This is a genomic window from Microbulbifer aggregans (genome assembly GCF_020524005.1).
GTDB lineage: Bacteria > Pseudomonadota > Gammaproteobacteria > Pseudomonadales > Cellvibrionaceae > Microbulbifer > Microbulbifer aggregans_A.
In genome coordinates this window covers 242,358-255,985 of the sequence record NZ_JAIVKK010000004.1, presented here as the reverse complement: position 1 = coordinate 255,985, position 13,628 = coordinate 242,358, and the positions used below count along the sequence as shown (strand labels likewise).

General features: G+C 59.3%; 15 protein-coding genes. 12 read left to right on the top strand and 3 right to left on the bottom strand.

Features of this window, described 5'->3' with window-relative positions; translation table 11 throughout:
- Positions 1-94: 94 nt before the first annotated feature.
- The 10 genes from rpmE (at position 95) to rsd (ending at position 7,808) form a co-directional block, all read left to right on the top strand.
- Positions 95-307, top strand: coding sequence for a 50S ribosomal protein L31 (gene rpmE / locus LC093_RS08735; RefSeq protein ID WP_226664228.1), 213 nt, complete (start codon positions 95-97; stop codon positions 305-307).
- A 38-nt stretch (positions 308-345) separates the two neighbouring features.
- Positions 346-1,155: a thermonuclease family protein gene (locus LC093_RS08730; protein WP_226664225.1), complete on the top strand. Its 810-nt coding sequence runs from the start codon at positions 346-348 to the stop codon at positions 1,153-1,155.
- 144 nt (positions 1,156-1,299) lie between these two features.
- Entirely contained in the window at positions 1,300-2,553 is a 1,254-nt protein-coding gene (locus LC093_RS08725) for a malic enzyme-like NAD(P)-binding protein (RefSeq protein ID WP_226664223.1), read from the top strand.
- A 163-nt stretch (positions 2,554-2,716) separates the two neighbouring features.
- Positions 2,717-3,223: a hypothetical protein gene (locus LC093_RS08720; protein WP_226664221.1), complete on the top strand. Its 507-nt coding sequence runs from the start codon at positions 2,717-2,719 to the stop codon at positions 3,221-3,223.
- 61 nt (positions 3,224-3,284) lie between these two features.
- Positions 3,285-4,883 carry a glutamate--cysteine ligase gene (gene gshA, locus LC093_RS08715; protein ID WP_226664220.1) on the top strand — a complete coding sequence of 533 codons (1,599 nt, stop codon included), beginning with the start codon at positions 3,285-3,287 and terminating at the stop codon, positions 4,881-4,883.
- A gap of 32 nt (positions 4,884-4,915) precedes the next feature.
- The gene (locus LC093_RS08710) at positions 4,916-5,530 is read left to right on the top strand and encodes an ACP phosphodiesterase (protein WP_226664218.1); all 615 of its coding nucleotides are present in this window, start codon (positions 4,916-4,918) and stop codon (positions 5,528-5,530) included.
- Positions 5,527-6,027 carry a disulfide bond formation protein B gene (locus LC093_RS08705; RefSeq protein ID WP_226664216.1) on the top strand — a complete coding sequence of 167 codons (501 nt, stop codon included), beginning with the start codon at positions 5,527-5,529 and terminating at the stop codon, positions 6,025-6,027. Before LC093_RS08710 ends, LC093_RS08705 begins: the two co-directional genes overlap by 4 nt.
- Before the next feature lie 23 nt (positions 6,028-6,050).
- Positions 6,051-6,464: a CidA/LrgA family protein gene (locus LC093_RS08700; protein ID WP_226664214.1), complete on the top strand. Its 414-nt coding sequence runs from the start codon at positions 6,051-6,053 to the stop codon at positions 6,462-6,464.
- Complete coding sequence (locus LC093_RS08695) at positions 6,457-7,191, top strand: LrgB family protein (RefSeq protein ID WP_226664212.1); 735 nt, start codon at positions 6,457-6,459, stop codon at positions 7,189-7,191. The genes LC093_RS08700 and LC093_RS08695 overlap by 8 nt, the downstream gene beginning before the upstream one ends.
- A 149-nt stretch (positions 7,192-7,340) precedes the next feature.
- A complete protein-coding gene (gene rsd / locus LC093_RS08690; RefSeq protein WP_226664210.1) occupies positions 7,341-7,808 on the top strand; it encodes a sigma D regulator in 468 nt (155 codons plus the stop codon).
- 101 nt (positions 7,809-7,909) lie between these two features.
- On the opposite strand, the gene LC093_RS08685 is transcribed toward rsd, so the two are convergent.
- The gene (locus LC093_RS08685) at positions 7,910-8,713 is read right to left on the bottom strand and encodes an FKBP-type peptidyl-prolyl cis-trans isomerase (RefSeq protein WP_226664208.1); all 804 of its coding nucleotides are present in this window, start codon (positions 8,711-8,713) and stop codon (positions 7,910-7,912) included.
- Positions 8,714-9,149: 436 nt separating this feature from the next.
- Here LC093_RS08685 and LC093_RS08680 point away from each other — a divergent pair, with 436 nt between their 5' ends.
- Positions 9,150-10,145 (top strand): histidine kinase, encoded by a 996-nt coding sequence (locus tag LC093_RS08680; RefSeq protein ID WP_226664205.1) that lies wholly within the window; start codon positions 9,150-9,152, stop codon positions 10,143-10,145.
- Between the two features lie 19 nt (positions 10,146-10,164).
- On the opposite strand, the gene LC093_RS08675 is transcribed toward LC093_RS08680, so the two are convergent.
- The gene (locus LC093_RS08675; RefSeq protein WP_226664203.1) at positions 10,165-10,668 is read right to left on the bottom strand and encodes a TIGR02444 family protein; all 504 of its coding nucleotides are present in this window, start codon (positions 10,666-10,668) and stop codon (positions 10,165-10,167) included.
- A gap of 85 nt (positions 10,669-10,753) precedes the next feature.
- Between LC093_RS08675 and LC093_RS08670 the strand changes: the two genes are divergently transcribed.
- Entirely contained in the window at positions 10,754-12,658 is a 1,905-nt protein-coding gene (locus tag LC093_RS08670) for an ATP-binding cassette domain-containing protein (protein ID WP_226664201.1), read from the top strand.
- Positions 12,659-12,679: 21 nt separating this feature from the next.
- Here LC093_RS08670 and LC093_RS08665 read toward each other — a convergent pair whose 3' ends face one another.
- Positions 12,680-13,528 (bottom strand): porin family protein, encoded by an 849-nt coding sequence (locus tag LC093_RS08665; protein ID WP_226664199.1) that lies wholly within the window; start codon positions 13,526-13,528, stop codon positions 12,680-12,682.
- Positions 13,529-13,628 lie beyond the last annotated feature (100 nt).

The window sequence follows — 13,628 nt, the reverse complement described above, 5'->3', positions numbered from 1 at the left end:
CGACTTTTTAAACAGCCCGGGGAATCATCCCCTGCACCAACGACGATTCCGTGCCAGGCAAACGATCCGGTGGCGGTGTCGAAAAGAGGCCATCATGAAAACCGATATCCATCCGAACTACGTAGAAATCACTGCGACCTGCTCCTGTGGCAACACCTTCAAAATGGGTTCCACCCTGGGCAAAGATATCCAGCTGGACGTGTGCTCCAACTGCCACCCGTTCTACACCGGCAAGCAGAAGCAAGCCAGCACCGGTGGCCGCGTAGACCGCTTCAAGAAGCGTTTCGGCAGCCGTATCTCCAAGTAACGGCCGCGTTTCGCGCAGGCACCGCACTGGCAGCCGCCATGTGTGTTGCAACAAAAAAGGCACCCAGGTCTTACCTCGGTGCCTTTTTTTGTGCCTGTTTGCTGCTCATCCCGTCACTCGGGCTGGCGGATTGCGTTCTCGGCCCCGCTGACGAGCTGGTCGCACTGCGCAGGGTCGTGGACGGCGACACGCTGCGCCTCAAGGATGGACGACGGGTGCGCCTGATCGGGGTAAATGCGCCGGAGATCGCCCACGGCAGTCGCCGTGCGCAACCGCTGGCGCGCGAGTCAAAAGAGTTTGTGGAGCGTTTTCTTGCCGGCGGGGACCTTGAGCTGGTTTACGATCGCGACCGCCGCGACAAGTACGGCCGTGTCCTGGCCCATGTCTACAACTACCGCGGCGACAGCCTTGAATCTGCACTGCTCTCCGCCGGCCTTGCATTCCATGTGGCGAAAGCACCCAACCTGGCACTGGCGGAATGCCTGGCAAGTCGCGAGGAGGAAGCGCGCCAGGCGCACCGTGGGCTGTGGGGCCCCGGAGTCTGGCCGCTGTTACACGCGGCCGACGTACGCCCGGGCGATGGCGGCTTCGTGCGGCTTACAGGCACAGTGAAGAATGTCGACCAGAACCGCTACCTGTGGCTCGAGCTCGATGGGCCAGTGGCCGTGCGCCTCGATCCGGAGCGGGATTATGGCCACTTCGGTGGGCGCGATTGGCAAGACCGCGAAATAGAAGTGAAAGGCTGGCTGGTTGACAGAGGGCCGAAATACGCATCCTCAAATAAGAAAAATAAAAGATGGTTTATTGCTGCGGATTCCGAATTTACTATCGAAATTAGAAAATATTAATCCACAAGCTCACTTTCTGAGCTTGTGGATTTCCGGTCGTCTCGCTATTCTTCGCCCACTTCTGTACCCAGAACCCGCTACCAAGCACCGACCGCCGATCACAGAATATCGGGGGCGTTACACACCAATAGAGATGACATCCTGATGACCAAATCCCTGCGCCAGGCAGCGCTCGATTACCATGCCTTGCCGACACCGGGCAAACTTTCGGTGGAACTCACCACGCCCGCGCACACCCAGGAAGACCTGTCGCTGGCCTATAGCCCCGGGGTTGCCGAGCCGGTGCGCGAGATCGCCAAGGACCCGGAGGCGGCTTACCTGTATACCGGCAAGGGCAACCTGGTCGCGGTGATTTCCAACGGCAGTGCGATTCTTGGCCTCGGCAACCTGGGCCCCCTGGCGTCCAAGCCGGTGATGGAGGGCAAATCGCTGCTGTTCAAGCGCTTCGCCGACATCAACTCGGTAGATATCGAGGTCGAGGCACCGAGCCCCGAGCGCTTTATCGAAACCGTCGCCGCCATTGCCAACACCTTTGGCGGTATCAATCTCGAAGACATCAAGGCGCCCGAGTGCTTTCACATTGAGGAAGCTCTGATCGAACGCTGCTCGGTACCGGTATTCCACGACGACCAGCACGGCACCGCCATCGTGACAGTGGCGGGCATGCTCAACGCACTGGAAATCCAGGGGAAAAAAATCGAAGACGTGCGCATCGTCTGCCTTGGCGCCGGCGCTGCCGCAACCGCCTGCTGCAAGCTGCTGCTGGCCGCGGGCGCGCGCAAGCACCAGATCACCATGCTCGACAGCCGCGGGGTAATCCACGCGGGCCGTACCGACATCAATGCCTACAAGGGTGAGTGGGCACAGGACACCGAAATGCGCACCCTGGACGACGCGATCGAGGGCGCCGATGTATTCCTCGGCGTTTCCGGGCCCGATCTGTTGTCTGCCGAGCAGCTGCAGCGCATGGCTGACAAGCCAGTGGTATTTGCCTGCTCCAACCCCAACCCGGAAATTGCACCGGAGCTGGCCCACGCCACCCGCGACGACCTGATTATGGCCACCGGCCGCTCGGACTACCCCAACCAGGTCAACAACGTGCTGTGTTTCCCGTTTATCTTCCGCGGCGCCCTGGATGTGCGCGCCAGCCGTATCAACGAAGATATGAAGCTGGCGGCCATCGAGGCGATCCGCAAGATCGCCCGCGAGCCGGTACCGGAATCCGTGCGCGCCGGTTATGGCGGCATCGAACTGGCCTTCGGCGCGGAATACATCCTGCCCAAGCCGACGGATCCGCGTCTGCTGCCGGAAGTGGCCAGCGCCGTGGCCCGCGCCGCAGTCGACAGTGGCGCGGCCTGCTTGCCGTACCCAGAACACTATCCATTGAAAGCCCTTTGATACCTTTGATGTAGGAGCCTGCTTGCAGGCGAACAGGCGCCATTGCAGTGGCCTGTTCGCCTGCAAGCAGGCTCCTACACGCCCGGATCCACCCCCAATCCTTGAGCCTCCCCCCAGCCGCCGCTAAACTGCCCTGCATGTCTGAGCAACGATGTGCCCCCGCATGAGCCATGTCTACGTGCTGACCAATCAGCACCAGCAGTTTTTAAGCAAAAGTAACGAATGGATCGACGGCCGCGAGAACACCAAACTGTTCCGTACCGAACACAAAGACGTTGCAATCAACCAGATGTTCGAGGCGAATACGCGCAATGTATCCCTGCGTATCGAGCTGCTCGAATGCGAGCTGGACGGCAAACGCCAGCCCACAGTGCCGGAGTCAGCTCTGAGCGATGAACCACTAGCGACGCAGGGTGAAGAGCCTCTTGGGGAATCACCTGAAACCCAGGGTGAGCCGATAGCAGCCTCTGCCGGCGATCCGGAAGAGTTGCCGCAAACCGAGCCAAGTGAAACGCCGCCGGAGTACAACCCGGAGGTGGATCCACAACCGACGCCGGAAGTGGAACCCGAACCGCAACCGGAGATCAATCCGGACCAGTACCCGGGTGACACCCCGGAAATCCAGCCGGATCAGCCCCCAGAATCGGCCCTCACCACACCGCAGGCTTGAGTCGCCGGAATCTGCCCCCATATCGGGCGGATTGCGAACCGGCTGCTCACAGGAGATTCGAGTGCCCATATTTAACCTGGCCGAACTGGCCCAGCCGGAATCCCTGGCACTGCTCAAAGACATCCGCCGCGGGATCGAAAAAGAAAGCCTGCGTGTGACCCCGGGCGGCGAACTGGCCCAGACCGACCACCCCGTTGGTCTCGGCTCAGCCATGACCCACGACCGCATCACCACGGATTTTTCCGAGGCGCTGCTGGAGTTCATCACACCGCCGGTGGCAACACCGGAACAGGCACTGGAAATCCTCGACCAGATTCACCGCTTCACCTACAGCCAGATCGGCGACGAGCGCCTGTGGGTCAACAGCATGCCCGGGCGCATCGGCCGCGATAAAGACATCCCGGTGGCCCGCTACGGCAAGTCCCATAGCGGCACCATGAAGACCATTTACCGCCTGGGACTCGGCCTGCGCTACGGCCGCGCAATGCAGACCATTGCCGGTATCCACTACAACTTTTCCCTGCCAAACACCTTCTGGGAGTGGCTGCAGGAAAAAGAGGGCGGCGACAATACGGGTAACAAAGAATCCCTGTGCGCGTTCAAGACCCGCCGCTACTTCGACCTCATCCGCAACTTCCGCCGCCACTACTGGCTGCTGATCTACCTGTTCGGCGCTGCACCGGCGGTGTGCGGAACCTTTGTGCAGGGCCGCGAACACAAGCTGCAGCCCTTCGATGGCGACGGCCGCAGCCTTTATGCCCCGCAGGCCACGTCCCTGCGCATGGGGGACCTGGGCTACACCAGCGACGCGCAGAAGTCCCTGATTGTCTGCTACAACGACCTGCAAAATTACCTTTCGACGCTTTGCGCGGCCATCAGCCGGCCGTATGGGCCGTATCACGAACTGGGCGTGAAAGACGAAGAGGGCAACTACCAGCAGCTTTCCACCGGCCTACTGCAGATCGAGAATGAATTTTACTCACCGATCCGGCCGAAGAACCCGGCCGGTATGGGCGAGACCGCTCTGTCAGCGCTGGACGCCCGCGGTGTGGAATACATCGAGGTGCGCTGCCTGGACCTGAACCCCTTCGTGCCCCTGGGTGTGGAAGCCCCGCAGATGCGCTTCCTCGATGCCTTCCTGTTGCACTGCCTGTTGAGCGACAGTCCCCTGAGCGACGACGCCGACTACCGCGCAATCCAGCAAAACCAGCAGCGCATCGTCTATCACGGTCGCGACCCAGAGCTGCAGCTGATCCACAACGGCAGTGAGCGCAAACTCACCGATTGGGCCGCTGAATTACTGGATGAGATCGCTCCGATGGCAGACCTCCTGGACCAGGCCTGGAGCAGTAAAGACTATGCCCGCGCACTGAACGCCCAGCGCGACAAAGTCACCGGTAAAACCAAAACCCCGGCGGCGCAGATGCTGGCCGAGATGCACGAGCACAAGCAAACCTTCTTCCAGTGGGCCTCCGCTAAAGCGGAGCAACATCGCCAGTACTTCCTGGATCGCCCGCTGGATGCCAGCGAACAGGCGGAATTTGTCCGTCTTGCACAAGAGTCCCTGCAAAAACAACAGAGTATCGAAGAGGCCGACACCGGCAGCTTCGAAGACTTCCTCGGCAAGTACTACGCCCAGTACACTTTCTGCCAGCGCTGATGCAGCGCCTCAGTTAACCGTATCGGCCTCCTGTGAACTACCTCGCCCACCTGCTGCTTTCCGGTCCCGACCCGGACTGGCAGCTGGGTGGGCTGCTTGGGGATTTCGTCAAAGGGCCGCTCAAAGGCAACCTGCCTGAGCCGATCGAAGCAGGTATCCGCCTGCACCGGCGCATTGACCTGCTGAGTGACCGGCACCCGGGGTATGTCACCGCACTGAGGCGTCTAGGCCCCGAGTGGCGGCGCCTGGGCGGCATCGGCCTCGACATCTGGTTCGACCACTTGCTCGCTAACAACTGGCATTCCTGGCACTCCGAGCCGCTGGAAACTTTTGTTGAGACTTGCTGGTCAAACTTTCGCGCACGCAGTCCCTGGATCCCCGAAAACGCGCAGGCATTTATTCAGCGCGCCGAGCAATTTAAACTGCTGCCCGGCTATCGCGAGGTAGCCGTGATTGAACGTACCCTTGTGCGGGTGGGTGAACGCCTGAGACGGCCGCAGCCCCTGGCCCAGCTGGTACCGCTGTTTCTAGCCGATGCAGCGGCGCTGGAACAGGACTTTCATTCGCTGTTTACCGATTTGTCGCAACAGGCTGTACTGTTCCGGCAGCACTATTTCCGAAAGCAGAAAACGGAAAATAATCTATGACCCTGCCCAATCCGCGCCTTACTTTTTTACTGACCTTTCTTGCCGTGGTTTTCCTGCTCGGCGCCGCTTTCTATCTTGAATACGCGATGGGACTGGAGCCCTGCCCGCTGTGTATTACCCAGCGTGTGATGCTGCTGGGTGTGGGCCTGGTAGCCCTGATCGCATTCCTGCACAACCCGAAAGGCGCCAGCAATATTGGCCGCCGGGTGTACGGCCTGCTGATTTCCCTGTGGGCCATCGGCGGTCTCTACTTTTCCGGTCGCCAGCTGTGGCTGCAGAGCCTGCCGGATGACAAGGTGCCAGCCTGTGGACCCGGTATTACCTATATGGTCGAAGTCTTCCCCATGTCTGACGTGATCAGGACCCTGCTCACCGGTGACGGCAATTGCGCGGAAGTGAAGTGGACCATGCTCGGGCTCTCGATCCCTGGCTGGGCCGCCGTGGGCTTTGCCGGCCTGATTCTGTTCGGGGTGTGGCAGGCATTTCGTAAAAACTGATCGCACCAGCTGCTAACCGCACCATGCCCAACATAAAAACCGCCGCCCAATGGTTAGGCGGCGCTTTCATCCTGGTTGTTTTTGAGCTGCTTGGTCGCAGCCTCGCACCTATTCTGCCATTCCCGGTACCAGGCTCCGTGCTCGGCATGCTGCTCTTGCTACTGGGCTTGATGCTCTATGGGGAAGTGCCGCGCGGGCTTGCGGTGGTCAGCGAGCAGCTTCTGAAATTACTGGTGCTGATCTTTTTGCCCGCGGCAGTGGGTATTTACTTTCTGCGGGACCTGTCACCCCGAGACTGGTTTGCACTCTTCGCGGCGATGATCGTTGGCACACTGGTCAGCCTGACCATCAGCGGCCTGTTACTGAATGCCCTGCTGAAGCGCTCCCGCCCACCTGAAAGCCCTCACACGTTGTCGGAGGGCAAGGGGGATGAATGAATGGCTAACGCAACTACAGAGTGTTACCGCGGCCTTCACAAGTCCCTGGTCATGGCACCATCCACTGCTCATGCTGCCACTGAATATCGCCGCCTTCTGGCTTGGCCTGAAGCTTTACCGGAGCAGCCGCACCCCATTACTGCACCCCATCGTCGGTGGCAGCCTGCTGGTGTTTCTGATCCTCGCAATCGCCAGAATCAATTACCCGGAATATCAACAGGGCAGCGGGCTGCTGTATTTCCTGTTGGGACCATCGGTTGTCGCACTCGCGGTACCCCTGAAGCAAAACCTGGCGATCGTGCGCCAGGCCGGTTGGCCCCTGATGCTTGGCCTGCTGATCGGTGCCATTCTGGCACCACTGGTGGCTGTGATTATCGCCCTGTTACTCGGAGGCAGCCGTACAGTCCTGCTGGCCCTGACGACCAAATCTGTTACTACACCGGTGGCACTGGCCCTGGCCCAGGAGGTGGGTGCGGTACAGAGCCTGACCGCCGGCGTGGTGGCCTTCACCGGTATCGTCGGCGCGGTATTTGGACCCAGCCTACTGAGGCGACTGAAGGTTACCGACCACCGGGTACTCGGTTTCGCCATAGGTGTGAATGCCCACGCCATCGGCACCGTGCGGGCGCTGGAAATCAGCGCACTCTGCGGCGCCTTTTCCGCACTGGCCATGGGACTCTGCGGTGCACTGACCGCGCTGCTAATACCACTCTTTCTCGCCACCTGAAAGCGCTTTTGGCCAGTGTGCACAAAACTGGCGCAGATACCGGCGGCGCGCTTGCCCACGGCGGATGAAGCTTCTATCTTCCTAGTAACCTATTTTCGAATTCATACGTTTTCGGAAGCTGCAGCGACGTAACATAAGGAAACTTGGAGATGCTGGAAAACTGCAAAACTGCACGAGAGCGCTGGGGTGGCGTCAGTGAGATCATCGACCGCTGGCTACACTGCCGTCAGAACCTGCTCGTGAGCTTTTGTCACCTGTCTGAAAAGAAGTCCTTTGCAGATCGTGATAAGCAAGCAGAGAGCAACCTGCGCGAACTGTGCCAGCAGTTGGTGGACTATGTTTCCGCCGGCCACTTTGAAATCTATGACCAGCTGATACAGGAAGGACAGGCTTTTGGTGATGCGGCTGGCCTGCAGCAGGCCAAGGCGCTGTACCGGGAAATCGATGCCACTACCGACGTGGCCGTGGACTTCAACGACAAGTATCAGGAAACCGACGACCTAAGCACTCTGACCCAGGACCTGTCGAATCTGGGTGTAGCTCTGGAAACTCGCTTTGCCGCAGAGGATCGGATGATCGATACACTGCACACCGCGCACAAAAACCAGCTGGCCTGAATCCGGCTGGCACCCATTGGGGATTAGCCCCGGGCCATTCAAAGCAGGCAATAAAAAAGGGGCTTTAAGCCCCTTTTTTATTGCCTGAATACCGCGTGCGATTATTCGCTTTGGGTATCTTCCGCAGGCTGATCTTCCTCAGTCGCTTTCTCTTCCGCAGCGCCCTGATCTTTGCTTACGTCAGCCTTGTGCAGTTCCACCTCGAAAATCAGGGTGGAGTTGGGGCCGATCAGACCGCCAGCGCCGCCCGGGCCGTAGGCCAGTTCGGAGGGGATATACAGTTCCCACTTGGCACCTTCTTTCATCAGCTGCAGCGCTTCGGTCCAGCCTTTGATCACGCCGTTTACCGGGAACTGAACCGGCTGGCCGTTCTTATAGGAACTGTCAAACTCGGTGCCATCGATCAGGGTGCCCTTGTAATCCACTTCAACCACGCTGGTTTCGGTAGGGCTGTCACCGCTGCCTTCGGTGATGATCTTGTACTGCAGGCCGGAGTCGGTGGTCTGCACACCTTCTTTCTTGGCGTTTTCTTCCAGGAACTTCTTGCCTTCTTCAAGGTTCTTCTCGGCGCTCGCCTTGAAGTCCGCTTCCTGTTTGGCCATCAGTTCTTTCTGTTTGGCCTGCATGTTTTCCTGGAATACGGAAATTACCTTTTGCTTCTCCTCTTCGCTCAGGCGGGAATCGCGATCGCTCGCCACATCTTCCAGAGCCATAGCGACGATTTTCGGATCCAGGGTAACTTCCTGGGACTTCAGGCGACGCGCCATATCTTCAGCAATGATATAGCTGACTTTCTGCTCCTGAGTGTCCAGTGCAATTTCTGCAGAGCCCGCTGGCTCCTGCTTGTTACAGCCGACCAGCGCAATGCCCAGAGCAACCGCAGCAGCCAAAGAAGTTTTATTCATGAGAATCGTCTCTTTATTTCCGTGAAGCTTTGATTATGTGTATACAGAGTTCCATACCCTGCGTGCCGTTGTACACCCGGAGCCGCTCGCGCATTGTGCTACAGATCACAGTTGAGCATTTGCTTGCGCGCGTCGGCAGGCCAACTGGCGACGAGCAAGTCTAACCTATGGCTTCAGTCGGTGCACATTACGGCAACTGGGACCACAAATGATCACAAAAAATTCCCGAAAAGTAACAACGTCGCCCGCAAAGGAGCGCGCACAATATTTACCGTGGTAAATGCCCAAAAAGCCGCACCCACAGGGATGCACTTCGTAAATAACAACGCTATTATCAGCGTTCAACCCGCGAATATTTCACGCTGCGAAGAGGTGGTTTCGAGTGGAAATATCCGGCTCTCGACTATTCCCGAACACCAACCTCAGGATTTGACCCATGGCCGCCAAACGCAAAGCCGATGTCTCTATTGCAGACATAGAAAAACAGATTGCCAAGCTAACCACCCAATTGGACAAAGCTCGGATTAAGGAAGTTACCGACGCTGGCAAACAGGTACAAAAGGCCACCAAAGCAGAAGCCAGCGCAAAAACCCAGCTTGGCAAAGCCAAGGACAAGCTCGCCAAGGCCAAGGCCGCCGTCACCAAAGCCAAGACCCCGGCCGCCAAAAACTCTGCCAGGAAAAAAGTTGATACGGCAAAATCAGACGTAGCCAAGCTGGACAAGGCTGCCAAAGAAGCCGGCAAGGCGCTCACTGAAGCCAAGGCGGCGGAAGCTTCCGCCAAGCTTGCGGAGAAGACCGCCGATACTGTCAAGAAGGCAGCAGCAGCAGCCACCAAGAAGGTAGTTGCCGCGAACAAGCCGAAAGCGAAGAAGGCTACGGCCAAGAAATCGACCGCGACCAAGTCCGCCACAACGGCAAAGAAAGCTGCAGCCAAGCCCGCCGCAGGCACTAAAAAGGCAACTGCCAAAAAAGCAGCCAGCAAGAAAGCCCCGGCCAAAAAGGCTGGCGTAAAGGCCGCCGCCGAGGCCAAAGCCGAAAAGAAAACTACGGCCAAGAAGCCCGCAGCGAAAAAGGCCGCTGCAAAGCCAGCAGCCAAGAAAGCTGAAGCCAAAAAAGCGGCGGCCAAACCAGCGGCTAAGAAAGCAGCGACCAAGAAGAAACCCGCAGCCAAGGCGGCAGCTAAAACCAACAGCAGCGCACCGGCCGCAGCCAAACCTGAATCCGCACCGGTAGCACCATCGGTCACACCGGCCGCTGAGCCGGTTATGGGCAAGACCTCTGAGCCACAACCGCTGGTTCCGGAATCAAGCCCGGCTGCAGTAGCCCCGGTAACCCCGACCATTACCCCAAGCACACCGCCGAACAGCCTGTTTGCCAGCGAGCCGGAAAACAAGCACTACGGCCCGGAAGAGCACAAGCACAAGTACTGAGAAACGGACACAGTCCGAACTAGTCAGCCGGGTCTATATTCGCCCGGCTGTACGCATCGATCAGGCCCGCCCAGCGGGCCTGATCTTTTTGTAGCAACCCATATTGCTGTCCCGCCAGTTCCAGCGGCGAACGATCTTCCGGCCAGCGCTCCCCGTGAAGTTTCCACAGGGCCGCCAGTTGCCGCTGCTCCATACGCAACTCGCAGCGCTTGCACCACTCGTATACGCTACCACCCTTGTTGACTCGCCCCACAAGCCTGCGCAGGTTGCGCAGACTGCTGATCATCCTGCGCCGCGGCGCGAGCCCCCGATCGGCCACCCGCCAGCTTTCATCGCTGAGTTGACGCCCGCACGCACTGGCATAACTGGCCCACAGCAGAAGGCAAACGTCGGCACCACGGCTGTCCTGACACCTGAGGAGGAAGTCCGCCACTTCGGGCTGCCGATAGAACTCCAGGCTGAATTGCCACAGCGGGTTCTGCAAGGGTTCCGTGGGTGAAGATGGAGGTGCGGTAGCGGTCACGATAGAATCCCGGCGATTTGTTATGCCGATAGCATAGGACAGTTATGCAACAGGCTAATGTCGGCAGCATCATAGAGGTTATCCAGTGATTAATCTGCAAGGCGTCTCACTGCAAATTGGCGGGCGCGATCTGTTAAACAACGCAAACTGCCGCATCTTCCCGGGCCAGAAAGTAGGTGTCATCGGCGCCAACGGCTGCGGCAAATCCACCCTGTTCAAGCTGTTGCTTAAAGAACAGGACAGCGACGCCGGCAGTGTGGAGATCCCCGCGAGCTGGGAGGTCGCGCATATGGCTCAGGAAGTGTCAGCTAGCGACCGCAGCGCGCTTGAGTACGCTCTCGATGGCGACCACCGCCTGCGCGCCCTGCAACAGGAGCTGGATGAGGCCGAGGCCGACGGTTCCGATGGCAAGCGTATCGGTGAACTGCACGAACGCATGGCAGCCATCGACGGTTACAGCGGACCCGCACGGGCGGCGCAATTACTGGATGGTCTCGGGTTTTCCCACGCTGACCAGCAGCGCCCGGTGAAGAGTTTCTCCGGTGGCTGGCGCATTCGCCTGAACCTGGCGCGTGCCCTGATGTGCCCCGCAGACCTGTTGCTACTGGATGAGCCCACCAACCACCTGGACCTGGACGCGACCCTGTGGCTTGAGCAGTGGCTGCAGCGCTTTCCCGGTACTTTGCTGATTATTTCCCACGACCGCGATTTCCTCGATGCGGTGGTCAACAACATCGTCAGCTTTGAGCAACAGGAACTGGTGCTCTACAGCGGCAACTACACCGCATTCGAGCGCGCCCGCGCCGAGCGCCTCGCTCAGCAACAGGTGCAGTACGAGAAGCAGCAGGCAGAACGCGCGCACATGGAAGACTTCGTGCGCCGCTTTCGGGCCAAGGCTACCAAGGCCAAGCAGGCCCAGAGCCGGCTCAAGGCCCTGGACCGAATGGCAGAAATCGCCCCGGCGCATATCGACTCGCCATTCCGCTTTCGCCTGCCCGCTGCCGACAAGGTTTCCAATCCACTGATTGATCTGCGCGAGGCGGAAATCGGTTACCCCGGCAAGCCCATCCTGCAAAGCGTACAGCTCGGTATCCAGCCCGGCCGCCGCATCGGCCTGCTCGGCCCCAACGGCGCCGGTAAGTCGTCACTGATCAAGACCCTGGCCGGCGACCTGACGTTACTGGGCGGCGAGCGACAGTGCGGTGAGCACCTGAAAATCGGCTACTTCGCCCAGCACCAGCTGGAAGCGCTGGATGCCAATGCCTCCCCACTGCTGCACGTGCAGCGTCTCTCGCCGGAGGCCAGTGAGCAGCAGGTGCGCGATTTCCTCGGCGGTTATGGATTTATCGGCGATCGGGTGTTCGAACCGGTAGGTGGCTTTTCCGGCGGTGAAAAGGCCCGTGTCGCGCTCGCGCTGCTCGCGTGGCAGAAACCAAACCTGCTGCTGCTCGACGAGCCCACCAACCATCTGGATCTCGAGATGCGCCATGCGCTGACCATGGCACTGGCAGAGTTTCCCGGCGCCGTGGTGCTGGTGTCGCACGACCGCCACCTGCTGGCCAACACCACCGATGAATTTATTCTCGTCGCCAACGGCCGTGCCGAACCCTACGACGGTGACCTCGACGATTACAAGCAGTGGCTACTGAGCTTCCGCCGCCAGGAAAAACAGGAAGATTCTGCCCCCGCAACCGCCGACAGGCCGGCCGAGGACAAGAAAGCACAGCGCCGCGCCGCGGCGGCCCTGCGTGAACAGCTCAAACCGCTGACCAATAAGCTCAAGAGTATTGAGCAGAAGATGGCGAAAGCCGAACAGGCTCTGGCGAAAGTCGAAGAACAGCTGGCCGACGAGAGCCTCTACACGGGCGGTCAGCAGGATGAAATCACCCGCCTTACCCAGGCGCAGGGGCAGGCGCGGGAAGCACTCGATACCCTGGAAATGGAATGGCTGGAAGTTTCTGAAGCACTGGAAGCGGCTCGCGGCGCCTAGCGCCGCTGCCTCTGTTGAGTACTATTTGGCAAAGTCAGCCGGGTCGTAGGATGGCCTGGGACAGCCATCTTCGTTCACGGTCATGCCCATAGGGGTCATTGCACAGCGATCCAGGTAATCCGGCACCCCGTCCCCATCGCTGTCGATGGGACAGCCCCGGAAATCCACATCGAGGCCGGGAGGTGTCTGTGGGCATTCGTCGACATCGTCCAGAACCCCATCCCCATCGCGGTCATACACCACGGGGTCGGCGCCCCACTGATACCCGATACTCAGGCTGAGAAAGCTGTCCATGCCGCCTTCCTCGACGCCCTGGAAGCCTCGCGCGTCGCCACGCACTTGCCAGCGTGGCCCCAGGCGGTATTTCAGCCCCGCGCCAAAGTTGACCATGGTCTGGCGGCGGTGCCAGTCGAGATCCACATTGCTTGAACTTTCATCCACCCGCAGTTCACCGGCACCAAATACGACATAGGGCTGCCAGTCGAAGTTGCCACAGAAACGGCCGCCAAACTGGTACAGCAGATCGAAGTGGTAATTCGAGACTCTGACATCCAGATCTGTATCGTCCACATTGACGCTGAACAGGTCGTAGACGCCTTCAATTGCCCAGCGATCGGTAACGTTGTAGCCGAAACCAAATCCGCCACCGGCACTGTCCTCGAGTTCGAGGCCAAAGTAGGGAGTGCCATCCAGGCGCTTGTCGTCGAACCAGTACTGTCCGGCATTGAGATAGAGGTTCAGTGTGCCTTCGCGATCGGCAAGGGCCTGGCTGCTCAGTAGAAAACCGAAACAGCCAATCAGCAGAGAGAAGATTTGCAGGCCGCGATGTGTACTTGTGGGCACACAGGAATGAGTACGTCTTGTTGTCATTGTTGCTCCGGAGCATCCGTTTACCGGCGGTAACCTGAAGATAGCAAATTCCGCCGGCTAGGCGCCCGGAGCAGTCGATTATTTACGACACACGTCGCAG

Bases quoted from the DNA above. Each gene is read 5' to 3' on its own strand.
- rpmE (WP_226664228.1), top strand. From the start codon at position 95: ATGAAAACCGATATCCATCCGAACTACGTAGAAATCACTGCGACCTGC.
- LC093_RS08695 (WP_226664212.1), top strand. From the start codon at position 6,457: ATGAATGAATGGCTAACGCAACTACAGAGTGTTACCGCGGCCTTCACA.
- LC093_RS08705 (WP_226664216.1), top strand. From the start codon at position 5,527: ATGACCCTGCCCAATCCGCGCCTTACTTTTTTACTGACCTTTCTTGCC.
- LC093_RS08730 (WP_226664225.1), top strand. From the start codon at position 346: ATGTGTGTTGCAACAAAAAAGGCACCCAGGTCTTACCTCGGTGCCTTT.
- LC093_RS08680 (WP_226664205.1), top strand. From the start codon at position 9,150: ATGGCCGCCAAACGCAAAGCCGATGTCTCTATTGCAGACATAGAAAAA.
- LC093_RS08725 (WP_226664223.1), top strand. From the start codon at position 1,300: ATGACCAAATCCCTGCGCCAGGCAGCGCTCGATTACCATGCCTTGCCG.
- LC093_RS08685 (WP_226664208.1), bottom strand. From the start codon at position 8,713: ATGAATAAAACTTCTTTGGCTGCTGCGGTTGCTCTGGGCATTGCGCTG.
- LC093_RS08665 (WP_226664199.1), bottom strand. From the start codon at position 13,528: ATGACAACAAGACGTACTCATTCCTGTGTGCCCACAAGTACACATCGC.
- LC093_RS08700 (WP_226664214.1), top strand. From the start codon at position 6,051: ATGCCCAACATAAAAACCGCCGCCCAATGGTTAGGCGGCGCTTTCATC.
- rsd (WP_226664210.1), top strand. From the start codon at position 7,341: ATGCTGGAAAACTGCAAAACTGCACGAGAGCGCTGGGGTGGCGTCAGT.
- LC093_RS08720 (WP_226664221.1), top strand. From the start codon at position 2,717: ATGAGCCATGTCTACGTGCTGACCAATCAGCACCAGCAGTTTTTAAGC.